At 73.5% G+C, this 26,912-nt stretch carries 23 protein-coding genes; 18 read left to right on the top strand and 5 right to left on the bottom strand.

Annotation, left to right across the window (positions count from 1 at the left end; genetic code table 11):
• Positions 1–7: 7 nt before the first annotated feature.
• From rsmD to ABTW87_RS04035, 9 genes are all read left to right on the top strand, one after another.
• A complete protein-coding gene (gene rsmD / locus ABTW87_RS04075; protein ID WP_350648311.1) occupies positions 8–571 on the top strand; it encodes a 16S rRNA (guanine(966)-N(2))-methyltransferase RsmD in 564 nt (187 codons plus the stop codon).
• Positions 568–1,056: a pantetheine-phosphate adenylyltransferase gene (gene coaD / locus ABTW87_RS04070; RefSeq protein WP_350648309.1), complete on the top strand. Its 489-nt coding sequence runs from the start codon at positions 568–570 to the stop codon at positions 1,054–1,056. The genes rsmD and coaD overlap by 4 nt, the downstream gene beginning before the upstream one ends.
• A 268-nt stretch (positions 1,057–1,324) precedes the next feature.
• Positions 1,325–1,822, top strand: coding sequence for an SPFH domain-containing protein (locus ABTW87_RS04065; RefSeq protein WP_130322613.1), 498 nt, complete (start codon positions 1,325–1,327; stop codon positions 1,820–1,822).
• A gap of 87 nt (positions 1,823–1,909) precedes the next feature.
• The gene (locus ABTW87_RS04060) at positions 1,910–2,473 is read left to right on the top strand and encodes a YceD family protein (protein WP_350648307.1); all 564 of its coding nucleotides are present in this window, start codon (positions 1,910–1,912) and stop codon (positions 2,471–2,473) included.
• A 5-nt stretch (positions 2,474–2,478) separates the two neighbouring features.
• Positions 2,479–2,652, top strand: a complete 174-nt coding sequence (gene rpmF, locus ABTW87_RS04055; protein ID WP_350648305.1) for a 50S ribosomal protein L32 — start codon at positions 2,479–2,481, stop codon at positions 2,650–2,652.
• A 114-nt stretch (positions 2,653–2,766) separates the two neighbouring features.
• Complete coding sequence (locus tag ABTW87_RS04050; RefSeq protein WP_350648303.1) at positions 2,767–3,762, top strand: phosphate acyltransferase PlsX; 996 nt, start codon at positions 2,767–2,769, stop codon at positions 3,760–3,762.
• Positions 3,759–4,547: a ribonuclease III gene (gene rnc, locus ABTW87_RS04045; protein ID WP_350648301.1), complete on the top strand. Its 789-nt coding sequence runs from the start codon at positions 3,759–3,761 to the stop codon at positions 4,545–4,547. Before ABTW87_RS04050 ends, rnc begins: the two co-directional genes overlap by 4 nt.
• A complete protein-coding gene (mutM, locus tag ABTW87_RS04040) occupies positions 4,540–5,403 on the top strand; it encodes a bifunctional DNA-formamidopyrimidine glycosylase/DNA-(apurinic or apyrimidinic site) lyase (RefSeq protein WP_350648300.1) in 864 nt (287 codons plus the stop codon). Before rnc ends, mutM begins: the two co-directional genes overlap by 8 nt.
• Positions 5,404–5,620: 217 nt before the next feature.
• On the top strand, positions 5,621–7,861 hold the full coding sequence (locus ABTW87_RS04035; RefSeq protein WP_350648298.1) for an MMPL family transporter: 2,241 nt from the start codon (positions 5,621–5,623) through the stop codon (positions 7,859–7,861).
• 54 nt (positions 7,862–7,915) lie between these two features.
• Here ABTW87_RS04035 and ABTW87_RS04030 read toward each other — a convergent pair whose 3' ends face one another.
• Both ABTW87_RS04030 and ABTW87_RS04025 read right to left on the bottom strand, forming a co-directional pair.
• The gene (locus tag ABTW87_RS04030) at positions 7,916–8,764 is read right to left on the bottom strand and encodes an endo alpha-1,4 polygalactosaminidase (protein ID WP_350648296.1); all 849 of its coding nucleotides are present in this window, start codon (positions 8,762–8,764) and stop codon (positions 7,916–7,918) included.
• Positions 8,765–8,869: 105 nt separating this feature from the next.
• On the bottom strand, positions 8,870–10,171 hold the full coding sequence (locus tag ABTW87_RS04025; protein ID WP_350648294.1) for a CAP domain-containing protein: 1,302 nt from the start codon (positions 10,169–10,171) through the stop codon (positions 8,870–8,872).
• 374 nt (positions 10,172–10,545) lie between these two features.
• On the opposite strand from ABTW87_RS04025, the gene ABTW87_RS04020 reads away from it, so the two are divergent.
• From ABTW87_RS04020 to ABTW87_RS04010, 3 genes are all read left to right on the top strand, one after another.
• A complete protein-coding gene (locus ABTW87_RS04020; protein WP_130322629.1) occupies positions 10,546–10,740 on the top strand; it encodes a hypothetical protein in 195 nt (64 codons plus the stop codon).
• 304 nt (positions 10,741–11,044) lie between these two features.
• Positions 11,045–14,644, top strand: coding sequence for a chromosome segregation protein SMC (gene smc, locus ABTW87_RS04015; RefSeq protein WP_350648292.1), 3,600 nt, complete (start codon positions 11,045–11,047; stop codon positions 14,642–14,644).
• On the top strand, positions 14,641–15,261 hold the full coding sequence (locus ABTW87_RS04010; RefSeq protein ID WP_350648290.1) for an HAD family hydrolase: 621 nt from the start codon (positions 14,641–14,643) through the stop codon (positions 15,259–15,261). Before smc ends, ABTW87_RS04010 begins: the two co-directional genes overlap by 4 nt.
• Before the next feature lie 6 nt (positions 15,262–15,267).
• Here ABTW87_RS04010 and ABTW87_RS04005 read toward each other — a convergent pair whose 3' ends face one another.
• From ABTW87_RS04005 to ABTW87_RS03995, 3 genes are all read right to left on the bottom strand, one after another.
• Positions 15,268–15,798 (bottom strand): DinB family protein, encoded by a 531-nt coding sequence (locus ABTW87_RS04005; RefSeq protein ID WP_350648288.1) that lies wholly within the window; start codon positions 15,796–15,798, stop codon positions 15,268–15,270.
• A 110-nt stretch (positions 15,799–15,908) separates the two neighbouring features.
• Positions 15,909–16,349: a MarR family winged helix-turn-helix transcriptional regulator gene (locus ABTW87_RS04000; protein WP_350648286.1), complete on the bottom strand. Its 441-nt coding sequence runs from the start codon at positions 16,347–16,349 to the stop codon at positions 15,909–15,911.
• Between the two features lie 22 nt (positions 16,350–16,371).
• Positions 16,372–18,084, bottom strand: coding sequence for an alkaline phosphatase D family protein (locus tag ABTW87_RS03995; protein ID WP_350648284.1), 1,713 nt, complete (start codon positions 18,082–18,084; stop codon positions 16,372–16,374).
• A 154-nt stretch (positions 18,085–18,238) separates the two neighbouring features.
• Here ABTW87_RS03995 and ftsY point away from each other — a divergent pair, with 154 nt between their 5' ends.
• The 6 genes from ftsY to ABTW87_RS03965 all read left to right on the top strand — a co-directional run bounded on the left by ftsY (position 18,239) and on the right by ABTW87_RS03965 (position 26,912).
• Positions 18,239–19,420 carry a signal recognition particle-docking protein FtsY gene (ftsY, locus tag ABTW87_RS03990; protein WP_350648283.1) on the top strand — a complete coding sequence of 394 codons (1,182 nt, stop codon included), beginning with the start codon at positions 18,239–18,241 and terminating at the stop codon, positions 19,418–19,420.
• A gap of 7 nt (positions 19,421–19,427) precedes the next feature.
• Positions 19,428–20,291 (top strand): aminoglycoside phosphotransferase family protein, encoded by an 864-nt coding sequence (locus ABTW87_RS03985; protein ID WP_350648281.1) that lies wholly within the window; start codon positions 19,428–19,430, stop codon positions 20,289–20,291.
• A 199-nt stretch (positions 20,292–20,490) separates the two neighbouring features.
• Positions 20,491–21,870: an ammonium transporter gene (locus ABTW87_RS03980; protein ID WP_350648279.1), complete on the top strand. Its 1,380-nt coding sequence runs from the start codon at positions 20,491–20,493 to the stop codon at positions 21,868–21,870.
• Positions 21,871–21,895: 25 nt separating this feature from the next.
• A complete protein-coding gene (locus ABTW87_RS03975) occupies positions 21,896–22,234 on the top strand; it encodes a P-II family nitrogen regulator (RefSeq protein WP_170839442.1) in 339 nt (112 codons plus the stop codon).
• Positions 22,235–22,247: 13 nt separating this feature from the next.
• Positions 22,248–24,524 (top strand): [protein-PII] uridylyltransferase, encoded by a 2,277-nt coding sequence (locus ABTW87_RS03970; protein ID WP_350648277.1) that lies wholly within the window; start codon positions 22,248–22,250, stop codon positions 24,522–24,524.
• A gap of 213 nt (positions 24,525–24,737) precedes the next feature.
• On the top strand, positions 24,738–26,912 hold the full coding sequence (locus ABTW87_RS03965) for a glycosyltransferase family 2 protein (protein WP_350648276.1): 2,175 nt from the start codon (positions 24,738–24,740) through the stop codon (positions 26,910–26,912).

The raw sequence follows: 26,912 nt of genomic DNA, 5'->3' as shown, positions 1-26,912 counted from the left end.
GCAGGCGGTGACGCGGATCGTGGCCGGCACGCTGGGCGGGCGCCGGATCGCCGCCCCGGCCGGCGCCGGCACCCGGCCGACGTCCGACCGGGTCCGGGAGGCGCTGTTCAGTGCGGTCCAGGCGGAGGTCGATCTCGACGGCGCCCGCTTCGCCGACCTCTATGCCGGCTCCGGGGCGGTGGGGCTGGAGGCGCTGTCGCGGGGCGCGGCGCACGTGCTGCTTGTCGAGTCCGACCCGCGGGCGGCCCGGGTGATCCGGGAGAACATCGCCGCCCTGCGGGCCGGCCCGGCCGTCCGGTTGGTCACCGGGAAGGTCGCCACGGTGCTCGCCGCCGGCCCGGACGCCGAGCCGTACGACGTGGTCTTCGCCGACCCGCCCTACGGGGTGCCCGACGAGGAGGTGTCGGCGATGCTCGGCGCGCTCGCCGCGAAGGGCTGGCTGGCCCCGGACGCGCTGGTGGTGGTGGAGCGTTCCAGCCGGACCGGGCCGGTGGCCTGGGTGCAGGGCGTCACTGGCGAGCGCAGTCGCCGCTACGGCGAGACCACCCTTTGGTACGGTCGCCGATCATGAGACGTGCGGTGTGCCCCGGCTCGTTCGATCCGGTCACCAACGGTCACCTCGACATCATCGGCAGGGCCAGCCGGTTGTTCGACGAGGTGATCGTCGGCGTGCTGGTCAACCAGTCCAAGACCGGCCTGTTCACCGTCGAGGAGCGCATCGACATGCTTCGCGACGTGACCAAGTCGTACGACAACGTGCGGGTCGAGTCCTTCCGCGGCCTGCTTGTGGACTTCTGCCGGGCCCAGCAGGCGAGTGTCCTGATCAAGGGCCTGCGGGCGGTCAGCGACTTCGACTACGAGTTGCAGATGGCCCAGATGAACATCGGCCTGGCCGGCGTCGAGACCCTCTTCATGCCGACCAACCCGCTGTACTCGTTCCTCTCCTCCAGCCTGGTCAAGGACGTGGCGAAGTGGGGCGGCGACATCTCCGCGCACGTCCCCGACGTCGTCCGCGAAGCCCTGACGTCCCGCCTCCACCCCCCACCCCGCCCCTGACCCCACCCCGTCACGCTCCCGCGATCTTGCAGTTTGTGCCCCCGTTCCGCCCTGATTCGCGTGCCTTGTCCGGGCCGAAAGTGCAAGATCGACGGTGGGAGGGGCGCGGGAGGGCGCGGGGGAGGGAAGGGGGGCGGGGATGGCGACGCGCCGGGGTGGGGTCATGGTGTGGACGTGGACGGCGCACCGCATCATGTGTGGGAGCGCCGAATCCGGGTTCAGCCCGCATCATTGAGGTCGGCCGACGAACGACAGGAGTGAGGTACCGGTGGACCCGCTCGATCGCATCGACGAACTGATCGCCATGGTGGAGCAGGCCCGCTCCGTCCCGATGTCGCGCAACAACTGCATGGTCGACCGGGGCGAGATGATCGCCGCCCTCGACGAGCTGCGCGCCGAGCTGCCCGCCGACCTGCGCCGGGCCGCCGCGCTGCTCGAGGAACGCGACAAGATCATGGAGGCCGGCAAGCGCGAGGCCGACCGGATCATCAGCGAGGGTGAGGCGGAGCACGCCCGCCTGGTGTCGGTGAACGAGATCACCGTCTCGGCCGAGCACGAGGGCGCCCGGATCATCGCCGAGGCGCGGGCCGAGGCGCAGCGGCTGCGCGAGGAGGTCGACGACTACGTCGACACCGCGCTGGCCAACTTCGAGCAGTTCCTCACCCGTGCGCTCGCCTCGATCGAACGCGGCCGGGACAAGATGCACGCGCTGCGGGAGATCGGCACGTTCGCCGGGGACGAGGCCGAACGCCCGCTACCCTTCTGAGGTCATGGCGGGCCGGCCCCGATTCGACGCTGCGGCGATCGCCCAGGTAACCTCGTATGTCGGCCTCTCACCGGCCGGAGTCTGACTATGCCCAAACACACGCCTTCACCACTCGACCCCAGGTCGCCGCTGGTCCTCGACACGAGGGACCTGCCGCGTCGGCCTGGTGCGTTGCGTACGGTCAAGCGGGTCGTACCGGCACCGGCGGACCTCGGCGTGGAGTTGATCGGCGTGCCGGAGGGCGCGGACCTCGACCTCGACCTGAGGTTGGAGTCGGTGTCCGAGGGTGTGCTCGTCTCCGGGACCGTCACCGGTGCCGTCAAGGGCGAGTGCAGCCGCTGCCTGCGCGAGATCGACGACTCGGTGGCCGTGCGGATCCAGGAGCTGTACGCGTACGCGAACAGCACCACGGACACCACGACCGACGAGGACGAGGTGGGCCGGATGCAGGGCGATCTGATCGACCTGGAGCCGGCACTGCGGGACGCGGTGGTGCTCACGCTGCCGACCAACCCGCTCTGCCGGGAGGACTGCCCAGGCCTGTGCCCCGACTGCGGGGTGCGCTGGGACGAACTGCCGGCCGACCACAGTCACCAGCAGGTCGACCCGCGTTGGGCGGCCCTGTCGCAACTGAACCGTAAAGAGGAGTAGGAACCGTGGCCGTCCCCAAGCGCAAGATGTCGCGCAGCAACACCCGGGCCCGTCGGGCGCAGTGGAAGACCTCGGCGGTCGCGACCGTGGCCTGCCCGCAGTGCAAGTCCGCGAAGCTGCCCCACGCCGCCTGCTCGGTCTGCGGCACCTACAAGGGCCGTCAGGTCCTCGAGGTCTGACCCGGACGACGAGTGACGCCCCCGACCCCCGGTCGGGCGGCGCGCGCGCCCCGGCGATCGCCCGGCGCTCCGGCTCCCTCCGACGCCGGCCGGCCCGTACCGGCCGGCGTTCCGGTGGAGCCGGGCACCGCGCGGATCGCCGTCGACCTCCTCGGCGGGGACGAAGCTCCCGCCGTCGTGGTTGACGGCGCTCTGCGGGCCGTCCGCGCCGACCTCGATCTGCACCTGCTGCTCGTCGGTCCGGCCGAGGCCGCCGGCGAGCTGATCGCCGCCCTCGACCCGGCCCAGCGCGCCCGGGTCGCCGTCCGCCCGGTGGACGCCGCCGTGGGCATGGGCGACCATCCCGCGTCGGCCCGCGCCGAGAGCACCGTCCGCGCCGCCGTGCACGCCGTCCGCGAGGGCGCCGCGGACGCCCTCGTCTCCGCCGGCTCGACCGGCGCCACCGTCACCGCGGTCGCGCTCGGTCTCGGCCGCTGGCCGGACGTCCGGCACCCGGCCCTGGTGGCCACCCTCCCGGCCGTCGACGGCCCGGTCGTCCTGCTGGACGTCGGTGGCTCGTTGGAGCCCCGCCCGGCCACCCTCACCCGGCACGCGGCGATCGGTGCCGCGTACGCCGCGGTCACGCACGCCGTCGGGTCGCCGCGCGTCGGGCTGCTCTCCGTCGGCACCGAGACCGGCAAGGGCGACCGCGCCCGCCGTCTCGCCGATCCGGCGCTCGCCGCCGCGCCGCTGCCGTGCGGCGGTCGCTACGTCGGCCTCGTCGAGGGGTACGACGTCTCCCTCGGCGCGCGCGCGGATGTGGTGGTGACCGACGGGTTCACCGGTAACGTGCTGCTCAAGGCGATCGAGGGCGCGTACGCGATGGCCGGCGGCCCGCCGGCCCGCGGCGGCGCCCCCCGGGCCGCCGCCCTGCTCGGCGTCGCCGGCACGGTGGTCGTGTGCCACGGCGCGGCCCGGGGCGACGACGTCGCCTCCGGCATCGCGCTGGCCGCCCACCTGTGGCGGCGCCGGGCCACCGACCAGGTCCGCGCACTGCTCGCGGGCATCGACGCGGGGGACTTCACGGACCGCACCGACCGCATCACCGACACCGAGGTACGCACATCATGAGCAACGACAAGCGCCGGCGCCCGTCCGTCGGCCACCTGGAGGCGGCGTTCGGCGTGACGCTGGAACCGGAGCTGCTGGAGCGTGCGCTGACCCACCGTTCGTACGCGTACGAGAACGGCGGCCTGCCCACCAACGAGCGGCTGGAGTTTCTCGGCGACTCGGTACTCGGCGTGGTGATCACCACCGCGCTCTTCCACAACCACCCGGACCTGCCCGAGGGCCAGCTGGCCAAACTGCGGGCCAGCGTGGTCAACATGCGGGCCCTCGCCGACGTGGCCCGAGGGCTCGGCCCGGACGGGCTCGGGCAGTACCTGCTCCTCGGCAAGGGGGAGGAGACCACCGGCGGCCGGGACAAGGCGAGCATCCTCGCCGACACGCTGGAGGCGCTGCTCGGCGCGATCTACCTGCAGTACGGGCTGGACACCGCGGCGATCGTCATCCACCGCCTGTTCGACCCGTTGATGGCCGAGTCGGCGCGGCGCGGCGCCGCCCTCGACTGGAAGACCAGCCTGCAGGAGCTGACCGCCGCGCAGGGGCTGGGTGTCCCGGAGTACCGCATCGAGGGCACCGGCCCGGACCACCTGAAGACGTTCACCGCGTGGGTGGTGGTGGCCGGCAACCGCTACGGCGGCGCTGAGGGGCGGAGCAAGAAGGAGGCCGAGCAGCGGGCCGCCGAGTCGGCCTGGCGCATGCTGACCGCGCACGCGGAGAGCGAGCACGCCGACGGCGCCGGGGCGACCGACCCGGTCGAGGCCGGGGTCGCCGGAGAGCGCAACAGTGCCTGAGCTTCCGGAGGTCGAGACCGTCCGGCAGGGCCTGGCCCAGTGGGTCATCGGCCGGCGGATCGCCGGCGTGCAGGTCCTGCACCCCCGGGCGGTACGCCGGCACACGGCCGGCGGCGCCCACTTCGCCGACGTGCTGGCCGGTGCGACCATCCTGGACGTCCGGCGGCGGGGCAAGTACCTGTGGCTCCCGCTGGACAGCGGTGACGCGGTGATCGGGCACCTCGGCATGTCGGGGCAGCTGCTGCTGCAACCGGCCGAGGCGCCCGACGAGACGCACCTGCGGGTCCGGTTCCGGTTCGCCGACGACGGCCCGGAGCTGCGCTTCGTCGACCAGCGCACGTTCGGCGGGCTGTCGGTGAGCGAGGGCGGCGCCGAGCTGCCGGCGGAGATCGCGCACATCGCCCGGGACCCGATGGACCCGGAGTTCTCCGACGTGGACTTCGCCGCCGCGCTGCGCCGCCGTCGTACCGAGGTCAAGCGCGCGCTGCTGGATCAGACGCTGCTCTCCGGCGTCGGCAACATCTACGCCGACGAGGCGCTCTGGCGGGCGCGGCTGCACGGCGCGCGGCCCACCGACGCGCTGACCCGGCCCGCGGCGCTGCGCCTGCTCGGGCACGTCCGCGACGTCCTCGGCGAGGCGATCAAGGAGGGCGGGACGAGCTTCGACGCCCTGTACGTCAACGTCAACGGCGAGAGCGGCTACTTCGACCGCGCGCTGAACGTCTACGGCCGTGCGGGCCAGCCGTGCCGGCGGTGCGGCACGCCGATCCGCCGCGAGTCGTTCATGAACCGGTCGTCGTTCAGCTGCCCGCGCTGCCAGCCGCGGCCTCGGGGGGCTCTCCGGGTCCGACCCTGACCGCCCTCGGGGGACGGTACGGCGTGCCGCACCCGGTCCGTCCGGGACCGCCCCGGACCGGGTGCGGCCGGCGGGCCGGGGAAGCGCGTACGGGCCGCCGGGCGCGCCGGTGATCCGCTCCGGGGCGGACCGGGGCCGTTCCCGGATGTCCCCGTCTCGTCCCGTCCCTAGCGTCGACTCCGTTGTGCTGGGGGTTGACGTGACAGGGGGACCCGGAATGGGGACAGGACCGGTGGGCACGGGGGCGAGACCGGTGACGGTACGGCTGGCGCGTTGGAGCGCCGAACACCCGTGGCGCGCGATCGCGCTGTGGGTGGTGTTCGTGGCGGTGTGCTTCGTCGGCGGGAGCGCCGCGGGCCTGAACGAGGCGGACCAGTCCGACCAGGCGATCGGCGAGTCGGGCCGGGCGGTGCTCATCGTCGACTCGGGTGACTTCGCCGATCCGGCGGTGGAGAACGTCCTGATCACGCCGCGCGACGGCACGCTTGACATGACGGCGGCCCGGGCCGCGGCCGACGACGCCGCCGGCCGGCTGCGGTCGCTGGTGGGCGTCGCCGCCGTCGGTGAGCCGGTGCCGGCCCGCGACGGCTCGGCGCTGCTGCTGCCGGTGACCATGTCCGGCGATCCGGAGACCGCGGCCGACCGGGTGCAGCCGCTGCGCGACGCCACCGCCACCGTGCAGGAGGACCACCCGGGCCTGCGGGTCGAACAGGTCGGCGGGCCGTCGATCAACAAGGCGCTCGACGACACGCTCGGCGCGGACTTCAAGCGCGCCGAGCTGCTCAGCCTGCCGGTGACCCTGGGCATCCTGATCGTCGCGTTCGGCGCGCTGATCGCCGCCGGCGTGCCGGTCCTGCTGGCCCTGTCGTCGGTGGCCGCCGCGCTCGGGCTGTCCACGCTCGCCTCGCACCTGGTGCCGGCCACGGACACCACGGCCAGCGTGATCCTGCTGATCGGCATGGCCGTCGGCGTCGACTACTCGCTGTTCTACGTCCGGCGGGAGCGCGAGGAACGCGCCAAGGGGCGGTCCGGGCTGGACGCGGTGGAGATCGCCGCGGAGACCTCCGGTCACGCCGTGGTGGTGTCCGGTTTCGCCGTCATCATCTCGATGGCCGGCCTGCTGCTGGTGAACGACGTGGTCTTCTCCTCGCTGGCGGTCGGCTCGATCCTGGTGGTCGCGGTCGCCGTGATCGGCTCGCTGACCGTCCTGCCGGCGCTGCTGGCCAAGCTGGGCCGCTGGGTGGACCGGCCCCGGGTGCCGCTGCTGTGGCGGCTGACCGCGCCGCGTACCGGGCGGCACGGCCGGCCCGCGAAGCCGCGGTTCTGGCCGGCGGTGCTGACGCCGGCGCTGCGGGCGCCGGTGGCGACCCTGGTCGTCTCGGTCGGGCTGCTGCTCGCTCTCGCCGCCCCCGCGCTTGGCATGAAGCTGAAGTTCCCCGGCATGGAGGACCTGCCCCGCACCACGCCGGCGATGCAGGCGTACGACCGGCTCACCGCCGCCTTCCCCGGCAACGGCACCAGTCACACCGTGGCGGTCCGGGCCCCGGCGGGCGACGCCGACCGGGTGCGGGCGGCGCTGACCGACCTGGCCGGCCGGGCGTCGGCCGACCCGCTCTTCGCGCCCACCGAGGCGGACGGCCCGAAGATCCGGGTGTCGGCCGACGGGCGGGTCTCGGTGCTGGACGTCGCGACCCCGTACCCGAGCCGCGACGAGCGGTCGGTGCGCTCGCTGGAGAAGCTCCGCGCGGAGTTCGCCCCGGCGGCGCTCGGGGCGGTCCCGGGTGTGGAGTACGCGGTGGGCGGCGACGTCGCCGACAGCGAGGACTACGCGGGGCACATCCGGCAGAAACTGCCGCTCGTCATCGGCTTCGTGCTGGCGCTCACCTTCCTGGTGATGGCGTGGACGTTCCGTTCGGTGGTGATCGCGCTCAGCTCGATCCTGCTCAACCTGCTCTCCGCGGGCGCGGCGTACGGGCTGCTGGTGGTGGTCTTCCAGGGCACCTGGGCCGAGGACCTGCTCGGCTTCACCTCGATGGGCGCGATCGTCACCTGGCTGCCGCTGTTCCTCTTCGTGGTGCTGTTCGGGCTCTCGATGGACTACCACGTCTTCGTGGTCAGCCGGATCCGCGAGGGTATCCGGGCCGGGATGTCGAACCGGGAGGCCGTGGCGCACGGCATCACGTCCTCGGCCGGCGTGGTGAGCAGCGCGGCGATCGTGATGGTCGGCGTCTTCGCCATCTTCGCCACGCTCAGCACGATCGACTTCAAGCAGCTCGGCATCGGTCTCGCGGCGGCGATCCTGCTGGACGCCACGATCATCCGCGCGGTGGTGCTGCCGTCGTTGATGACGATGCTCGGGGACCGGAACTGGTGGGCGCCGCGCTTCCTGCGGGCCCGGTCCGCGCCGGCGCCGACCGACCCGCCCGCGCCCGCGCCGGAGCTGGTCGGCGTGCGCTGACCGCACCTGTCCCCACGGCCGGGTCGCCGGGTGGCGGCCCGGCCCCCGGGCCGGTCAGGGTGCGGGGCAGGACTGCCGCCAGGCGTCCAGGCTCCGCTGCTTGCGGATGGACGCGAACCCGTAGCCCACGGTGGTGACGCAGAAGTCGTCGGTGGAGCCGGTGTACTCGACGTGGAACACGGGCTTGCCGGCCTCGGCGAAGGGCAGCAGCTTCTCGCACTGACCGAGGCGTACGCACTCCTCGTTCACCGCGAAGTCGAAGTCCGGCGCGAGCGCCGCGACCTGCGGAACCGCGTTGACCAGGCCGGGGGACAGGTCGAGCGAGCGGGCCAGCTCGGCGAGGTTCCGGTTGAAGCGCAGCTGGTGGTCGAAGTCGAGCGGGAACCCGGAGCGGTGGGCGTACGCGTCCGCGTCGGCGATCGCCACGGCCGCGAAGCCCTTCCCGCGGCAGAGCCGGAACCGGTCGGCCAGCACCGGGCGCAGGGTGTCCCACTGCCGTACGTCCAGCCAGCGGCTCTGCGGTCGGTCGGCGGGCATCCCCTGCACCCGGACCGGGAACCGGGCCGCGTCCGGGTCGGCCGGCAGCACCGAGCCGACGTGCACCTGGCAGATCAGGCGCCGGTCCCGGTCGTGGTCGCGCAGCTCGGCGGTCTGCGCCGTGGTCGTGGTGACCGGGTCGAGCAGGAAGACGTCCGCCGGCACGGCCGGGTCCAGCACCCCGCTGAGCTGCCACTGCCACTGCCAGTGACGGATCTCGGCGGCCGGCCACGTGGTCGTGGCGCCGGGTCGGGAAAGTTCGACGTCGCAGGCGTACACCGGGGCCAGGAGCAGCAGCGCGACGGCGGCCGGCAGGGCCCGGCGCGGGCCCTGCCCGACGGCGCGTGTACGCGGCCGGATCCGCATCGGCAGCTCCGCAGGTCGCGGACGGCCGGTCGCCGCCCGGGCGGGTACGCCGCTGCGGCGTACCTCACCCGGTCAAACGAGGACGGACCCGACGACGATTCGCGCCTAGCGGGGCGCGGCGAAGACCTGGGTCCAGTACGGCCCGTTGCTGCTCGCGATGCCCACGCCGATCTCGGTGAAGGCGCAGTTCAGGATGTTGGCCCGGTGGCCGGAGCTGTTCATCCAGGCGTCCATCACCGCGGCCGGGGTCTTCTGGTTCCAGGCGACGTTCTCACCGTAGGTGCGCCACTGGTAGCCGACCCGGTTGATCCGGTCGCCGGGGTCGCTGCCGTCGCTGCCGGTGTGCGACATGTTCTGGTGGTCGGCCTGGTCCTGGCTGTGCCGCTGGGCGGCGGTCATCAGCTTGTCGTCGATGCTGAGCGCGCCGCAGCCGGCCTTCGCACGCTCGGCGTTGACCAGGTTGACCACCTCGCGGGCCTGGGCGCTGACGCTGCCGCCCCCGGAGGGTGCGGTGGCGCCGCCGGTGGCCGGCGCGGTGGTGCGCGGCGCCTGGTTGCGGCGGGCCGTCGCCGTGGAGCGGGACGCCGCCGGGCTCGGCTTGCGGCTGGGCGTGGCCGACGGGGAGGGCTTCGCGCTGGTCGGCGCCGCGCTCGGGCTGGTGGGATCGAGCAACTCGGCCGGCGCCTCGCCGCCCTCGGGCAGCGCGGGCGCGGTGGCCACGGTGTCGTCGACGGCGGAGGTGGGGGTGGCGTCGTCGCCGCCGGAGAGCGCGACCGCGCCGATCCCGAGGCTCACCACAAGCGTGGCTGCCGCAGCTGCGCCGCCGATCAGCACGGGGCGCTTGAGCCGGCGGTTCGGGCGGTTCCCGGCGTCGGCCGGCGCGGTGAGGTGCGCCGCCGGCATCGGGTGGGTGACCGGCTCGTCGGCGTACGCGCCGGTGGCCGTGCCCGCCCAGCCGGCCGTCTCGTCGTGTCGCCACCCACCGGTGGGCTCCTGCCATCCGCCGGCGTTCGCCGCGCCGTGGGCGGTCGCCTCGCCCCGCCAGCCGCCGGGCTCCTCGCGGTGCCAGTGCTCGGTCGGCTCCTGGTGCTGCCAGGCCGGTTCCGCGTCCCGCCAGTGCTCCGTGGCCTCCTGGTGCGGCCAGGCGGGCGCCGGCTCCCAGTGCTGCGCGGGCTGGTCCCGGTAGGCGTCCGCGGCCGGTGCGTGCTGCCCGTAGCCCGGCTCGGGCTGCCAGCGCGCGGTCGGCTGCTCGCGGTGCCACTCGTCGGCGGGCCGGTCCGGCTCGTCACCGAAGAGGTACGCCGAGCGCGGCTCGGGACGGTCGGTCAGCCAGGCGGGCTCGTCGGCCGCCGGTTCGGGTCGCCGGGCGGCGCCGTCCGGGTCGATCGGGTCGTTCCAGCCGTACACGCCGGTAGCCTCCACGGGTCGGTTGCGGGCCGGGGTGACGCTACGTGTCGGTCGGGACGCGCGGCAACGTGGCTAAGGAAGAGTTAAGGGGAACCGGGACGCGGAGGTAGCGACTTCCGGAGATCCGGAGCGTACAGTTAAGGCGTCCGGACAGAGCGTGTCCGCGCCGTGTGGCAGCCCCCCGCCAAGTGGACAGGTCGACGTGGAGATGATCTACGGCCTGCGGGAACTTGACGAAGGAGGGGGTATCGGCTCAATATGGAGGTGTCGCCAGTCGCGCCCGGTCATGCCCAGAAATCGTCTGGAAATGACAGTCGCGTACTAATGGGCGCGCGTTGGCCGGCCTTTCCGGCAGCGCATATCAAGGAGTCAACATGGCGAAGGCCCTGTACGGCCACGTAGGTGCGGCGCCCGACCGGCGCCTGCTCGACGAGGTCACCCGACTGCGTGCCACGGTTCAGGCACTGGAGTTCGAGATCACGCGGCTGCGTGCCGAGAATGATCGGCTCGCGGCGGCGGCGGCAGAGGCGGACGACCTGCTCCGCATCGCCGAGCCCGCTCTGACCTGATCCGGGTCCGCAAAAACTGAATCGCACCACGCGAAAAGGCGCGCCGACACATATGTGCCGGCGCGCAACTCTGTGCGCACCATTTCCGCCGCCGCCGCTGCACCGTCCCGACGGTCCCCCGGACGGCGCGCCGTCGACCGGAAAGCGCCGCGGTCCCCCCGGAGACGTGACGCGGGTGCGGCCGGCGGACGCCCGTCCAGGCGGGTCGCGTGCTGAACCGTCACCGGCCGCGGGTTAGTCTGCGGGTTCACCAGGTCCGCGCAGCCGGCGACGGTACGGCGGCCACCGGACGAGGATCGAGAAGGTGCATCTCAAGAGCCTGACGGTAAAGGGCTTCAAGTCCTTCGCCTCCGCGACGACGCTGAAGCTGGAACCGGGCATCACCTGCGTGGTGGGCCCGAACGGCTCCGGCAAGTCCAACGTCGTCGACGCCATCGCCTGGGTCCTCGGTGAGCAGGGCGCCAAGGCGCTGCGCGGCGGCAAGATGGAGGACGTCATCTTCGCCGGCACCGCCGGCCGGGCGCCCCTGGGCCGGGCCGAGGTGACCCTCACGATCGACAACACCGACGGCGCGCTCCCGATCGAGTACACCGAGGTCTCCATCACCCGCCGGATGTTCCGCTCCGGCGAGAGCGAATACGAGATCAACGGCGACTCCTGCCGCCTGCTCGACATCCAGGAGCTGCTGAGCGACTCCGGCATCGGCCGGGAGATGCACATCATCGTCGGGCAGGGCCGGCTCGACGGGATGCTGCACGCGAAGCCGGAGGACCGGCGCGCGTTCATCGAGGAGGCGGCCGGCGTCCTCAAACACCGCAAGCGCAAGGAGAAGGCGCTGCGGAAGCTCGACGCGATGCAGACCAACCTCAACCGGCTCACCGACCTCACCGCGGAGCTGCGCCGCCAGCTCAAGCCGCTCGGACGGCAGGCCGAGGTGGCCCGACGCGCCGCGGTCATCCAGGCGAACCTGCGCGACGCCCGGCTCCGCCTGCTCGCCGACGACCTCGCCACCCTGCGCTCCACGCTGGACAAGGAGATCGCCGACGAGACGGCGCTGCGGGAGCGGCGCGAGCAGGTGGAGGCCGAGCACACCGAGGTGCAGGCCCGGCTGGGCGAGCTCGAAGCCGCGCTCGCGGAGGACGCGCCGCTGCTCGCCGCCGCGCAGGACACCTGGTACAAACTCTCGGCGCTGCAGGAACGGTTCCGGTCGATCGAGCAGCTCGCCCGCGAGCGGCTGCGTCACCTCAGCGCCACGCCGGACGACGAGCGGCCGGGCCGCGACCCGGACCAGCTGGAGGCGGAGGCGGAGCGCGTCCGCGAACAGGAGGAGGAGCTGCGCGCCGCGCTCACCGACGACCAGATCCGGCTCGCCGAGGCCTTGGAGCACCGCCAGGAGCTGGAGCGGCAGCTCGCCGCCGCCGAGCGGGAACTGGTCGCCGCCGCCAAGGCCATCGCCGACCGTAGGGAGGGGCTGGCCCGGCTGACCGGGCAGGTCAACTCGGCCCGCGCGCGGACCGCGACCGCAGGTGAGGAGATCGAACGCCTCGCCGCCGCGCACGCCGACGCCCTCGCCCGGGCCGAACGGGCGCAGGCCGAGCTGGACGCCGTCGCGGAGCAGTCCACCGAGGCGGACCGGGACAACGCCGACCTGGACGCGCGGCACGCCGAGGCGGCGGCGGCGCTGGAGAAGGCACAGTCGACACTCCGGTCGCTCAGCGACGCCGAGCGGGCCGCCGAGAAGGACGCCGCCACCTGGAAGGCCCGCGAGGAGGCGCTCGCCCTGGGCCTGCGCCGCAAGGACGGCGCCGGCGCCCTGCTGGCCCGCGCGAACGAGGTGCCCGGCCTGCTGGGCAGCCTCTCCGGGCTGCTCACCGTGTCGCCCGGCCACGAGGCCGCGCTCGCCGCCGCGCTGGACGGGCTCGCCGACGCCGTAGCGGTCAGCGGGGTCGACGAGGCCGTCGAGGCGATGCGGATGCTCAAGATCGCCGATGCCGGGCGGGCGGGCCTGCTGGTCGGCAGCCCGGCCGGCCCCGGCATGGACGGCTCCGCCGACGCGCTGCGCCCGAAGCTGCCCGACGGGGCACGCTGGGCGCCCGACCTGGTGGAGTGCGCGGCGCAGATCCGCCCCGCCGTGCACCGCGCGCTGCGCGACGTCGTCGTCGTCGACGACCTCGCCGCCGCCATCGAGGTCGTCGCCGGCAACCCGGAGCTGCGCGCGGTGACGCCCGAGGGGGACGTGCTCGGGGCGTACGCGGCGGCCGGCGGGTCGGCCAAGGCGCCGAGCTTCATCGAGGTCCAGGCCGCCGTCGAGGAGGCCCGGACCAACCGTGCCGCCGCCGAACGGACCGCCGCCGAACTGCGCGACCAGCTTGTCGACGCGCGGGCCGAGGTGGCCGCCGCCAAGGAGACGGTGCAGCACGCCGCCGCCGCGAAGCGGGAGGCGGAGAGCCACCGCAACGCCGCCGCCCGCCGGCTCGCCGAGCTGGGCGCCGCCGCCCGGTCGGCGAAGGCGGAGACCGACCGGCTCGGCGAGTCCCGCGCCCGTGCCGAGGCGGCCCGCGAGCGCGACCTCGCCGCCCTGGCCGAGCTGGAGGAACGGCTGCGGCTGGCCGAGGCCACGCCGATCGACGCCGAGCCGTCGACCGAGGAGCGCGACCAGCTCGCCGCGATGGTGCCCCGCGCCCGGCAGAACGAGATGGAGGTGCGCCTCGCCGTGCGTACCGCCGAGGAGCGGGTCTCCTCGATCGCCGGCCGGGCCGACTCCCTGCGCCGGCAGGCGACCGCCGAGCGGGCCGCCCGGGAGCGGGCGGCGGCCCGGCGCGCGGCGCGGACCCGCGGCGCGGCGATCGCGCGGGCGGTGGCCGGCGGTGCCCGCGAGGCGCTGACCCGGCTCGGCACGTCGATCGCGCAGGCCGAGGAGCACCGCGACGCCGTGGCGCGCGAACGCGCCGCCCGGGAGGCCGAGCTGTCCGAGGTACGCGGCGCGGCCAAGCGCCTCGGCGCGGAGCTGGAGCGCCTGACCAGCCAGGTGCACCGGGACGAGGTGGCCCGCGCCGAGCAGCGGCTGCGCATCGAGCAACTGGAGGCGAAGGCCGCCGAGGACTTCGGGCTGGACGTGGCGACGCTTGTCGCCGAGTACGGTCCGGCTCAGCCGGTCCCGCCGACCGACGCCGACGTGGCGGCGGCCGAGCGGGACGGCTCGCCGGTGCCGGAGCCGGTGCCCTACGAGCGGCCGGTGCAGGAGAAGCGGGCCGCCAAGGCGGAGCGGGAGCTGGCCCTGCTCGGCAAGGTGAACCCGCTCGCGCTGGAGGAGTTCGCGGCGCTGGAGGAGCGGTACAAGTTCCTCTCCGAGCAGCTGGAGGACCTGAAGGCGACCCGCCGCGACCTGCTGACCGTGGTGAAGGACGTGGACGAACGGATCCTGGAGGTCTTCGCCAGCGCGTTCGCCGACACCGCCCGCGAGTTCGAGCAGGTCTTCAGCGTGCTGTTCCCCGGCGGCGAGGGCCGGCTGGTGCTCACCGACCCGGACGACCTGCTCACCACGGGTGTCGAGGTGGAGGCCCGGCCGCCGGGCAAGAAGATCAAGCGGTTGTCGCTGCTCTCCGGCGGCGAGCGGTCCCTCACGGCGGTGGCGATGCTGGTGGCGATCTTCCGCGCCCGGCCCAGCCCGTTCTACATCATGGACGAGGTGGAGGCGGCGCTCGACGACGTGAACCTCGGCCGGCTGATCACGCTGCTGGCGCAGCTGCGGGAGAAGAGCCAGCTGATCGTCATCACGCACCAGAAGCGGACCATGGAGGTCGCGGACGCCCTCTACGGCGTGACCATGCGTAACGGGGTCACCCAGGTGATCAGCCAGCGGCTCAACCGGGCCGACGACGACGGGCAGGAGAACAACGAGTGAGTCGGGAACGCGCGACAGCGCTCCTGGTGGACTTCGACGGCGTGCTGCGCCGCTGGGACCCGGCGGTGGCCGCCGGCGTCGAGCGGAAGTACGGGCTCACCGAGGGCGTACTCGGCGAGATCGCGATGTCGTGGGGGCTGCTCCAGCCGGTACTCACCGGCAAGGTCAGCCATGCCGACTGGATGACAAGCGTGGCCGAGGCGCTGACCCCGTCGGTGGGCGACCCCGCGCGGGCCCGCGCCGCCGTCGACGAGTGGCAGCGCTACCGGGGCGAGGTCGACCCGGACGTGCTGGCGTTCGTCCGGGAGGCCCGGGCGGAAGGCGTACGGGTCGGGCTGGGCACCAACGCGACCGACCTGCTCGACGCCGACCTCGCCGCGCTGGGGCTCACCCACGAGCTGGACGTCGTGGTCAACTCGTCGGTCGTCGGGGTGCACAAGCCGGCGAAGGAGTACTTCCAGGCGGCCTGTGACGCCCTGGCGACCCCGCCGTCGCGGGTGCTGTTCGTCGACGACGAGGACCGCGCGGTGGCCGGGGCCCGGGTGGCCGGGCTGTCGGCGCACCGCTGGAGCGGCCCCGGCGACCTGCGCTACCTGCGCGCCGCCCTGGCGTACTGAGCCGTGTCACTCACCGGTGACGCCGTCGAGGCGTTCCCGGATCAGGTCGGCGTGGCCGTTGTGCCGGGCGTACTCCTCGATCATGTGGACGTAGACCCAGCGCAGGTTGACGCGGTGCTCGCTGCCGTCGCGGCGGCGCAGCGTGAACTCCTCGTCGAGGTCATGGCCGGCGGCGGCCGCGTCGGCGGCCTCGGTTTCGGCCCGGAACGCCGCGAAGTCGGCCTCCGGGTCGGCTGTCGCCACGGTGTTGAACTCGGCGTCCGGGTCCGCCGACCAGTCGTACAGCTCGGGCACGTCCGCGCCGGCGAAGCGTTGGCGGAACCAGGACCGCTCGACGACGGTCATGTGCCGGACCAGGCCGATCAGGGTGAGCCCGGACGGCTCGACACTCGCGGTGCGTAGCTGCTCGGCGGTCAGTCCCGCGCACTTCTGCAGCAGGGTGTCGCGGTGGTAGTTGAGCCAGCCCTCCAGCATGGTGCGCTCGTCACCGAGGTAGGGCTCGTTCCGGCGGTCGATCTCGGGTGCTCTCCAGGTCATGCCGGCCATCGTGCCAGGGTCGGCACCCGGCGACCCGAGCGGCGCCGACGGTGATTGGAGGGGACCCTTCTACAACGCCAGGCGTTAACAAGGGGCCCTTCCTTCTCGCCTCAGAAGTACGTCTCGTTGAAGCGGTTGAGCAGCCGGGCGAAGTCCTCGACGTCCTGCGCGGGCCAGCTGCTCAGCGTCCCCCGGAACCGCTCCAGGCGACCGGCCGAGGCGGCGTCGAAGCGGCGCTGCCCCTCCTCGGTGAGGCTGAGCTGGAACGCTCGCCGGTCGGCCGGGTCCGGGTCACGCCGGACCAGGCCGAGCGCCTCCAGCCCGTTGATCTGCCGGCTCATGGTGCCCTTGCCGATGCCCAGCTTGCTGGCCAGCTCGGTGAGCCGGATCGAGCCCGAGCGGCGTAGCCAGAGCAGCAGCCCGTACGCGTTCGGCTCCAGGCTCGGGTGCACCTCCCGGGCGATCTCCCAGGACACCGCGCGGCTGCGCCGCAGGAGGGCGGTCAGCTCGTGCTCGACCGCCCGTACGGTCTCCGGGGGGTGCTCGTCCACGGTGATGGAGCGTACGGCCGGGTCAGTGCTCCCCGGTCAGCCGGTGGTGCATCACCGGGCGCAGTTCGCCCTCGCTGCCGGTGCCCTCGATGGTCACCTCGGCCGAGCGCCCGTCGTGCACCAGGATGCCCACCGCGTTGCCGAAGTACGGGCCGGCCAGCTTCCGCCACCGCACCGGCGAGCGGCGGACACCGGCCGAGCGCGCCAGCGCCCGGGTTGCTCCGGACGGACCGGGCGACCAGCCGAGCCGCATCAGCGGGCGCAGCCCGACCGGCACCTGGTTGTGGATGGGGGAGCAGGTGAGCTGGTGCACCGGGGTGACCACTCCCGGGTCGTCGAACCGGGCCCGGGCCACGTACGAGTGGTGCACGTCCCCGCCCAGGACGCTGATCGAGGCCGGCGGCGCGTACGCCGGCCCGGCACCCACGCGCTCGCCGGGCTCGCCTGGCGTGCCGCTGCCGATCCGGGCGAACAGCGCACCGAGGGCCTCGAACGAGCGGCGGAACGCCGCCCAGTGCTCCAGGTCCAGGCCGCGACGCAGCTTCTCCGCGGCGCTCGCCACCCAGCGCCGGCGTGAGTCGGCGAGCCTCTCGTTCCACGCCTCCACGTGGTGGATGCCCGGCGGGAGCAGCCACGGCAGCGAGGAGCCGACGACCAGGTGGTCGTACGTGCCGTGGGCCTGGTCGACGAACCACGACCACTCGCCCGGCGGCAGCATCGCCCGCAGGCCGGGCTCCAGCACCCGGCTGCACCGGTTGTCGAGCATGACCAGCCGGGTCCGGCCCAGGTCCAGGGCGTAGCTCCACTGGTACTGCACCGCGCGCCACCGCTCGGTGTCGTGCGCGAGGTCGGACTCCTGGTCGACCCGCTGCCCGAACTCGCGCAGCACACCGGTGGCGTCCTCGGCGGCGGTCACCTTCGCGTAGACCGGGTCGGCGGCGATCTCGTCCGGGGAGAGGTTGCCGAGGTGCTGGTAGACCCAGTACGACGCGAGGCCGCTGCCGATCCGCTCGGCCCACCAGGGCTGGCTACGGGCGTCGGCCCGCCACGCTGCGGAGGTGTTCCAGTCGTCGATGATCTCGTGGTCGTCGAAGATCATCACACTCGGCACGGTGGAGAGCAGCCAGCGGATCTCCGGATCACGCCACGACTCCAGGTACAGCTTCGTGTATTCGTCGAAGCTGACCACCTGGTCGGCCGGGGCGCCCTTCGGCCGGCGGCGGCGCCGCTTGAGCAGGCGCCGCACGGTCGGCGAGGTCTCGTCGGCGTACACCTGGTCGCCGAGGAGCACCAGCAGGTCGGGCAGGCCCGCCGGGTCGAAGTCGCCGGCCAGCCGCCGGGCGTACGCGTCCAGCGCGTCCGGGGGCAGCTTCCGGGCGGTGGCGTGCTGGGTGGTCTCCCGGCACGAGCCGAAGAGCAGGCGGACCGCCTGGTCGCGGTCGTCGGCCGCGCGGGTGCGGATGACGCTCGGGGGAAACTCGCTGCGCGGCTCCGGCCAGGCGACCTGGTCGTCGATCAGCACCTCGTAGGCGGTGGTGCGGTCGGGCGTCAGCCCGGAGACCACGACCAGCGCGTAGTGGTGGTCGTACGCCGAGAAGGTCGGCGCGGTGCCGGTGGCCCCGTCGGCCGTGCGGACGGTGACCACCGCGGGCGCGCTGGTCTCCACCCAGATCGTGGCGCGCGTGCCGACCACCCGCCGCAGCAGCGGACCGACGAGCAGGTGGGCAGCGGGCATGGGGGGACCTCCGAGGGTGAGCGAACTTCATCCTTACTACCCGGCCGGCGGTCGCACCACTGCAGGCTGCGACGAGCTTACCGCCGGCGCCCCGCGGGCGGGCGGTGGTGCGGTGGTGAAGACGCCGTCGCCCGCGTCTGACAGGATTTCGGGCATGACGGAATACCTCCTCATCGCTCTGGCTCTGCTCGGCGTGCTGATCCTCGGCGCCCTCGGGCTGGTGGTGCCGAAGCTGCGTCGCCGTCCCGAACCGCCGCTGCCGACGACGGAGGTCGAGACCCGCGCCGAGGAGGACCTCGCCGGGCCGCCCGTCGAGGCGCCCGAGGCGGAGGTGTCCACCGGCATCCTGGTCGAGCCGCCGGTGGTCGAGGCGCCCCCGCTGGAGATCCCGGAGCCGACCGCCGGTCGGCTGGTCCGGCTCCGGTCCCGGCTGTCCCGCTCGCAGAACGTCTTCGGCAAGGGTCTGCTGGGCCTGCTCAGCCGGGATCGTCTCGACGAGGACACCTGGGAGGAGATCGAGGACAGCCTGATCACCGCCGACGTCGGCATCGACGCCACCCGGGAGATCGTCGACCGGCTCCGCGAGCGGACCCGGGTGCTCGGCACCCGCACCGCCGGCGAGCTGCACGCGCTGCTCGCCGCCGAGCTGGTCGAGGCCCTCGACCCGAACCTGGACCGGTCGCTGCGGACCGCCCCCAAGGACGGCGTGCCGGCGGTGGTGCTGGTGGTCGGCGTCAACGGCGCCGGCAAGACCACCACCTGCGGCAAGATCGCCCGGGTCCTGGTCGCGGACGGGCGCAGCGTGCTGCTCGGTGCGGCCGACACCTTCCGGGCCGCCGCCGCCGACCAGCTGGAGACCTGGGCCGGGCGGGTCGGCGCCGAGACCGTCCGGGGCCCGGAGGGGGCCGACCCGGCCAGTGTCGCGTTCGACGCGGTCAAGCGGGGTATCGACACCGGCGTGGACACCGTGCTCATCGACACCGCCGGCCGCCTGCAGAACAAGGTCGGCCTGATGGACGAGCTCGGCAAGGTCAAGCGGGTGGTGGAGAAGCACGGCCCGATCGACGAGACGCTGCTGATCCTCGACGCCACCACCGGCCAGAACGGCCTGGAGCAGGCGCGGGTCTTCACCGAGGTGGTAAACGTCACCGGGGTGGCGCTCACCAAGCTCGACGGCACCGCCAAGGGGGGCATCGTGATCGCGGTGCAGCGCAAGCTGGGCATCCCGGTGAAACTCGTCGGGCTGGGCGAGGGCAAGGACGACCTGGCGCCGTTCGACCCCGCGCAGTTCGTCGACGCGTTGCTGGGCACCGAGGCCCCCGGACGGGACGCGTAATCTCGCAGTGACGACCGACGATCGCGCCTACGTCGGGTGGCGCGACCCCCACCACCCGGCGCCCCGCCTCGGGAGACCGTACGTGACTTCGCAGGAGATTCCGCTGCACGGCGGCAACGTCAGCACCGTGGTGCGGGTCGGCGACACCGTGCGGCGCAACGCCGGCCCGTGGACCCCGTCGGTGCACGCCCTGCTCCGGCACCTGGAGTACGTGGGGTTCACCGGAGCCCCCCGCGCGCTGGGGATGGACGAGCGCAACCGCGAGGTGCTGTCGTACCTGGAGGGGGAGTGCGGGGAGTACCCGCTGGCCCCGCACTGGGTCACCGACGAGGCGCTGGTCACCGTCGCCACCATGCTGCGGATGTTCCACGACGCCCAGTACGGCTTCGTGCCGCCGCCGGGGGCGGTGTGGCGCTCGTTCGGGCCACCGCCGCCGGACACCGAGGTCATCTGCCACCACGACGCCGCACCGCACAACGTCATCTGGCGCCCGGACGGCACCCTCGGGCTGATCGACTTCGACCTCGCCTCGCCGGGTGCCCGCATCTACGACGTCGCGTACGCGGCCTGGACGTGGGTGCCGATCTTCTCCGACCGGGACTCGGTCACCCTCGGCTGGAAGCGCCCCGACCGGCCCCGGCGGCTGCGCCTCTTCGCCGACGCGTACGGGCTGATCCCGCGGGACCGGCACCGGCTGATCCGCACCATCCGCAAGCGGATCGTCGACCACGTGGAGGGCATCCGCCGGATGGCCGCCGCGGGTGATCCGGCGTTCGTGCGGATCGTGCACAAGGGGCACCTCCGCCGCCCGATGCGGGACCTGCGGCTGCTCGACTACGAGCGGCACGTCCTCGAGGACGCGTTGCGCTGACCGGTTCGTCCGGTTCCCGGCGCCTACCCGGGCCGGCTGTGAAGTTCTCGTCACACGTCCGAAACAAGCCGTCACCACCCGGAAATCGACGGGTGACGCTGGGGGAAACAGGGAGCGAGCAGGCTTCCGCCCTACCGGCGTACGGGCGACGCTGCCCCGGAAGCCGGGAAGGAGGGAACTTCACCTTTAGGAGGCCAGCGTGCCTGAAGCACCGACCATCGACACCGGCAACACCGCCTGGTTGCTCGTGTCGAGCGCGATCGTGTTGCTCATGACGCCCGGACTGGCGCTGTTCTACGGCGGCCTCAACCGGGCCAAGGGCGTCCTCAACATGATTATGATGAGCTTCTCCGCGATCGGGCTCGTCAGCATTCTGTGGCTGTTCTACGGCTTCTCCGCCGCTTTCGGCGACGATCAGGGCGGGGTCATCGGCGACCTCGGCCAGTACGTCGGCACCAAGACGTTCATGGCGGAGACCGACCTGTGGGGCGAGACCGGCATCCCGCTCTACGTGTTCATGGCGTTCCAGATGATGTTCGCCATCATCACCGTCGCGCTGATCAGCGGCGCGATCTCCGACCGGGCCAAGTTCTCCGGCTGGCTGCTGTTCGCCTTCGGCTGGGCGACGCTCGTCTACTTCCCGGTCGCCCACTGGGTGTGGGGCGGCGGGTTCATCGGCGCCAAGCTCGGCGCGCTGGACTTCGCCGGCGGTACGGCGGTGCACATCAACGCCGGGGCGGCAGCGCTGGCCCTGGTGCTGGTGCTCGGCAAGCGGCTCGGGTGGCCCCGGGAGACCATGAAGCCGCACAACGTCCCGATGGTCGCCCTCGGCGCCGGGCTGCTCTGGTTCGGCTGGTTCGGCTTCAACGCCGGCTCCGAGCTGACCGCCGACTCGACGACCGCCCTGGCCTTCCTCAACACGCAGGTCGCCACCGCCGCGGCCGTCCTCGGCTGGCTGGTCGTGGAGAAGGTGCGAGACGGCCGGCCGACCCTGGTCGGCGCGTCCTCCGGCGCAATCGCCGGCCTGGTCGCGATCACCCCGGCGTGCGCCTTCGTCACGCCCTGGGCCGCGGTGCTGCTCGGCCTGGTCGCCGGCGCGGTCTGCGCGCTGGCGGTGGGCCTGAAGTACCGGCTGGGCTACGACGACTCGCTCGACGTCGTCGGCGTCCACTTCGTCGGCGGCTGGATCGGCTGCCTGTGGATCGGCCTGTTCGGCACCTCCTCGGTGAGCTCCCTGGTCAGCGACGAGGGCCTGTTCTACGGGGGCGGCGTGACCCAGCTGGGCGTGCAGGCGCTCAGCGCGCTTATCGTCACCGTCTACTCGTTCGTGGTGGCGTTCGTCCTCGGCTTCGTCATCCAGAAGACCATCGGTTTCCGGGTCTCCGCGGAGGCCGAGATCGAGGGCATCGACATCACCGAGCACGCCGAGAGCGGCTACGACCTCTCCCCGGCCGCCGGCTCCGCCGGTGGCGGCGCGTTCGCGATGGCCGGCCTGGCCGGCGGGAAGCCGGCGGCCGACGCCGCCGCGCCCAGCACCGAGCCGGCCGCCGAGCCGGTCAACGAGAAGGTCGCCGGTTAACGTTCCTGGGATGGAGGGGTTGGACATGAAGCTGGTGACCGCGGTCATCAAGCCGTACCAGCTGGACGCGGTGAAGGAGGCCCTGCACGCCCTCGGCGTGGCCGGCCTGACCGTCAGCGAGGTCCAGGGCTACGGCCGGCAGAAGGGGCACACCGAGGTCTACCGGGGTGCCGAGTACACGGTCGAGTTCCTGCCCAAGATCCGGGTCGAGGTACTCACCGACGAGATGGACGTCGAGAAGATCGTCGACGCGATCGTGGCCGCCGCCCGGACCGGCAAGATCGGCGACGGCAAGGTGTGGGTGACCGGGGTCGAGGAGGTCGTCCGCGTCCGTACCGGCGAGCGCGGCCTCGACGCCCTGTAGGAGAACGCCACCGATGACCTCGTTGATCAAGCAGCCAGACCTCTTGATCAACGAGGTCGTCGGCGTTCCCGGTGGGATCGGCGCGGCCGCCCGGGCGGCGCGGGCGGCGGCCGTCGACCGGTGGCTCGCCGGGCTGCTGCCCGAGCGGGAAGGCGTCGCGCTCGTCGCCGTCGGCGGGCTCGGGCGGCGCCAGTGCGCGCCCTACGGGGACCTCGACCTGCTGCTGCTGCACGCCGGCGTGCCCGGTGTCGACGAGCTGGCAGCTGGCATCTGGTACCCGGTCTGGGACGCCGGCCTGCGGCTCGACCATTCGGTGCGTACGGTCGCCGAGGCGCTGTCGGTCGCGCAGGACGACGTCAAGGTCGCCCTCGGCCTGCTCGACGCCCGCTTCGTCGCCGGTGACGAGGCGCTCGCCGGGCAGCTCGTCCGCACGGCCGCCGACCACTGGCGGCGCACCGCCGTCCGGCAGCTGCCCGGCCTGCGGGAGATCACCGCCGCGCGGTGGCAGACCCACGGGGAGCTGGCCTTCCTCCTCGAAGGCGACCTCAAGGAGGCCGCCGGCGGGCTGCGGGACGTGGGCATCCTGCGGGCCGTCGCGATGGCCGGCGTCACCGACGCCCTGCGACCGGCGGTCCGTGCCGCCCACCTGCGGCTGCTCGACACCCGCGACGCCCTGCACACGCAGATCGGCCGCCGCCTCGACCGGCTGCTCGCCCAGGAACGGGACGGTGTCGCCGCGCTGCTCGGCCTACGTCAGCTGCAACCCGACGCGGCACCGGGGGACGAGGGCGACGCCCTGCTCCGCCGGGTGGCGAGCGACGCCCGCACGGTCAGCCACGCCCTCGACGACGCCTTCCGGGCGGCCGAGCGGCTCCGCGCCGGCCGTCGCCGGGGCACCACCGGCCAGTCGGTCCGCCGGCCGGTCGCCCGCGACGTGGTGGAGCACGACGGCGAGCTGGTGCTGGCCCGCACCGCCATCGGCGCGCGGCCGGACCCGAGCCTGTCGCTGCGGGTCGCCGCCGCGGCGGCGACCACCCGGCTGCCGATCGCCCGGGCCACCTGCGAATGGCTGGCGACGTACTGCCCGCCGCTGCCGGCGCCGTGGCCGGCCGAGGCACGCGCCGCCCTGATCACCCTGCTCGGCGCCGGTCCGGGCCTGGTGGCGGCCTGGGAGACCTGTGACCGGTACGGGCTGGTCGACGGGTGGCTGCCCGAGTGGACCCGGATGCGGAGCCTGCCGCAGCACAACCCGGTGCACCGGTTCACCCTCGACCGGCACCTGGTGCAGACCGCGTACGAGGCCAGCCGGCACACCCGCGACGTCGACCGGCCGGACCTGCTGCTGCTGGCCGCTCTCCTGCACGACGCCGGCAAGGGACTTCCCGGGGACCACAGTGTGGTCGGCGCGCCGGTCGCGGAGGCGGTCGCCGCGCGGATCGGGCTGCCGGAGCCGGAGGTCGCGCTGATCGGCACGCTGGTCCGGCTCCACCTGCTCCTGCCCGACGTGGCCACCCGCCGCGACCTCGCCGACCCGAAGACCATCGCCGACGTGGCCGCCCGGGTCGGCGACACGAGCACCCTCGACCTGCTGCACGCCCTGGTCCGCGCCGACGCCGCGGCGACCGGACCGGCCGCCTGGTCGGACTGGAAGGGGCGGCTCGTCGCCGAACTGGTCGCCCGGGTCCGCACCACGCTTGACACCGGTGTGCTGCCCGAGCCGCCCGCTCCCGATCCGGCGCTGGTCGCCGGCCCGCTGCCGGTCGTACACCTGACCGGGGACCGGGTGGCGGTGGCCGCGGCGGACCGGCGCGGCCTGCTCGCGACGGTGGCCGGCTGCCTGGCCCTGCACCGGCTCGACGTGATCGCCGCGGACGCCTCCAGCGTCGACGGGCGCGCGTTGGTGGAGTTCCGGGTGCAGCCCCGGTACGGTCTCGCGCCCGACCCGATCGCCCTCAGCGCCGACCTGCGGCGCGCGGTGACCGGCGACGTGTCGGTGATCCAGCGGCTGCGGGGGCGGGCCCTGGCCGCCCGGGCCGAGGGCGCCGCGCCACGGGTCGTGTGGCACCGCGAGGCGGCCACCGACGCGGTGGTGCTGGAGTTGCGGGCGGCCGACGCCGCCGGCCTGCTCTACCGGGTCGCCGGTGCGCTGGACGAGGCCGGCGCCCACGTCCGCGCCGCCCGGATCTCCACGCTCGGCGCGGACGTGGTGGACGCCTTCTACCTGGTCGGCGGCTGGCCCGGCGAGGATGAGCGGGCCCGCGTCGAGGCCGCGGTCCTGGCCGCGGTGTGACCATGGCCGCTCTGTGCCGGATTCGTCCCAGGTCCGGTCGGTCTGACGGGCACCCACGCCCGGACCGCCGGTTGACGTGGATCAACGCCGTCACCACAATCTGCTTGGTCAGCTGCCGCAGCCCCGGTCCGTGCTCGTGGGCGATGACGAGCGGCCGGAAAACGGGGGAAGTCGGTACGCCCTTGCCGCGTACCGCTGAAGGGAACGTCCCAGATGCGTGACCCGCTGCGATCCATGTCGCTCGGCGGTGGCGAGAGCGTGCCCGACGAGGAGATCGTCTACCTGCCGCACCCACCCACCGACGAGGAGAAGTACAGCTACTTCCAGAAGCCCCGGCCGTGGATCTTCGCGTGGATCTTCGTCAGCGCGCTCGGCATCCTCTACGGGTACGCGATGGTGGCGATCAAGGCGCCGTGGACCACTCCCGCGCTGCTGTTCCTGCCAATCATGATCATGCCGGTGGTGGTCAACTTCTGGCTCCGCAGTCACCGACCCCGGCTCACCCTGGACGAGCACAAGGCGGTGATCGCGCGGTACCGGCCGGACCCGGCCGACACCGTCGACATCTGGGTTCCGATCTGCGGGGAGCCCGTCGTGGTCCTGGAGAACACGTGCCGCGCCGTGGCGAGCATCGAGTGGCACGCCCCCGTGATGCGGTACCTCCTCGACGACGGCGAGCGGCGCGCGGAGGTCGAGGAACTCGCCCTCAAGTACGGCTTCGTCTACGTGCGTCGGCGGGAGCCGGTGCCGGGGCGGCCCCCGCAGGAGGGCGAGCGCGGCTGGCTGAAGAAGGCCGGCAACATGATCAACGCGTTCGAGTTCTCGATGGGCCGCTTCGGCGTGGTCTTCGACGCCGACTTCGCCCCCCGGCGCGACTTCCTCTACGAGACCGTCCCGTACATGCAGGCCGACCCCAAGGTCGGCATCGTGCAGACCGCTCAGTACTTCGACATCGACCCGTGGATGAACTACGTCCAGCGTGGTGCCGGCAGCCTCCAGGAGGTCTTCTTCCGCTGGATCCAGCCGGCACGGGACGTGTTCCGCGCCGCCATCTGCGCCGGCACGAACGTCGTCTACCGGCAGGACGCGGTCGCCTCGGTCGGCGGCTTCGCCCGGGTACCGCTCGGTGAGGACGTCAACTCCGGGGTGAAGCTCTGGACCGGCGGGTGGGAGACGCGGTATCTGCCGCTGGCGCTGGCCAAGGGCGTCGCGCCGGACACCTGGGCGGCGATCACCAACCAGCAGCAGCGGTGGTGCCGATCGTCGATGCTGCTGATGACCGAGAAGCACTTCCGCGACGCCCGGTTCGACTGGAAGCAGCGGACGGCCTTCTGGGCGGCCTTCCTCTACTACATGGCGTCGGCCGGCCTGCTCATCACGGGACCCTTCCCCAGCATCACGATGCTGTGGTTCTTCCCGGACCGGGTCTTCCCGCACAACTACCTGCCGATGGTCCCGGCTCTGCTGGCCACCCTGCTGGTCTTCCCGATCATGGCGCGCGGCTGGAAGCCGAGCATCTTCCGGCTGTGTCTGATCAACTCCGCGTGTCACGTCATCGCGATCTGGGACGCGCTGCGCGCCAAGGTGCAGGAATGGGTGCCCACCGGCGCGGCCACCAACACGTCCAAGGTGACGAAGAAGAAGGGCGCTCCCGAGCGGGTGTCCCGTCTGCTGCGTACCTGGATCGTCGTGGTCCAGGTCCTGCTCTGGGGCGGTCTCGCGATCCGCTTCCCCGAGTACGGGATCGGTCCGCTCTGGACGACCGCCCTGCTGGCCGCGGTGCAGCTCTACTTCGTCGCGCCGCTGCTCCTGCCCTCCTACGGGATCAAGACCGGCGTCCCGCCGAAGGAGAAGCGGGTCCTGGTCGACGCGCCGGAGCCGCAGGCGACCCCGAGCCCGGTCGTCCCGGTCTCCCCGGCCGTGCCGCGGCAGGCTCCTCCCGCCCGCCGCCCGGTCCACGCCGGGGCGCCGGGCCAGCGCGTGCCGGCCGCGCAGCCGGCGGCAGCGCGGCCGTACCAGCCCGCCGGGCAGTCGTACCCGGCCGGCCCGCAGCAGTATCCGCCGGCTGCGCAGCCGTATCCGCCGGCTGCGCAGCCGTACCCGCCGGCCGCAGCCGCGCAGCCGTACCCGGTCGCCGCACCGGCCGCCCAGCCGTACCAACCGGGCAACGCGGGATACCCGGCTGCCGCGGCGGCGCAGTCCTGGGCGCCCCCGGCGGCACCGGTGCCGCCCGGCGGCCACCCGCATGCGGTGCCGGCGCCCCGCGACCCCGGACACGACTCGTGGGCGGGTCGGCGAGCGGCCGGATATCCGCCGCCGGGGCCGGTCGAGCCGTCGGTGCCGCACCACCCGGCCAGCCACGAGCCGCGACGCCCCTCGGAGTACTGA

Source organism: Micromonospora sp. NPDC126480 (genome assembly GCF_040302465.1).
Lineage (GTDB): Bacteria > Actinomycetota > Actinomycetes > Mycobacteriales > Micromonosporaceae > Micromonospora.
Note: the sequence above shows the minus strand (reverse complement) of the source record. Positions and strands in the feature narration are given on the sequence as shown.

What these genes read in the sequence shown, in the direction of transcription:
- ftsY (WP_350648283.1), top strand. Translation starts at nt 18,239, where the DNA reads ATGACGGAATACCTCCTCATCGCTCTGGCTCTGCTCGGCGTGCTGATC.
- coaD (WP_350648309.1), top strand. Translation starts at nt 568, where the DNA reads ATGAGACGTGCGGTGTGCCCCGGCTCGTTCGATCCGGTCACCAACGGT.
- ABTW87_RS03970 (WP_350648277.1), top strand. Translation starts at nt 22,248, where the DNA reads ATGACCTCGTTGATCAAGCAGCCAGACCTCTTGATCAACGAGGTCGTC.
- ABTW87_RS04020 (WP_130322629.1), top strand. Translation starts at nt 10,546, where the DNA reads ATGGCGAAGGCCCTGTACGGCCACGTAGGTGCGGCGCCCGACCGGCGC.
- rnc (WP_350648301.1), top strand. Translation starts at nt 3,759, where the DNA reads ATGAGCAACGACAAGCGCCGGCGCCCGTCCGTCGGCCACCTGGAGGCG.
- ABTW87_RS03995 (WP_350648284.1), bottom strand. Translation starts at nt 18,084, where the DNA reads ATGCCCGCTGCCCACCTGCTCGTCGGTCCGCTGCTGCGGCGGGTGGTC.
- ABTW87_RS04060 (WP_350648307.1), top strand. Translation starts at nt 1,910, where the DNA reads ATGCCCAAACACACGCCTTCACCACTCGACCCCAGGTCGCCGCTGGTC.
- ABTW87_RS04005 (WP_350648288.1), bottom strand. Translation starts at nt 15,798, where the DNA reads ATGACCTGGAGAGCACCCGAGATCGACCGCCGGAACGAGCCCTACCTC.
- ABTW87_RS04035 (WP_350648298.1), top strand. Translation starts at nt 5,621, where the DNA reads ATGGGGACAGGACCGGTGGGCACGGGGGCGAGACCGGTGACGGTACGG.
- ABTW87_RS03965 (WP_350648276.1), top strand. Translation starts at nt 24,738, where the DNA reads ATGCGTGACCCGCTGCGATCCATGTCGCTCGGCGGTGGCGAGAGCGTG.
- ABTW87_RS04030 (WP_350648296.1), bottom strand. Translation starts at nt 8,764, where the DNA reads ATGCGGATCCGGCCGCGTACACGCGCCGTCGGGCAGGGCCCGCGCCGG.
- ABTW87_RS03975 (WP_170839442.1), top strand. Translation starts at nt 21,896, where the DNA reads ATGAAGCTGGTGACCGCGGTCATCAAGCCGTACCAGCTGGACGCGGTG.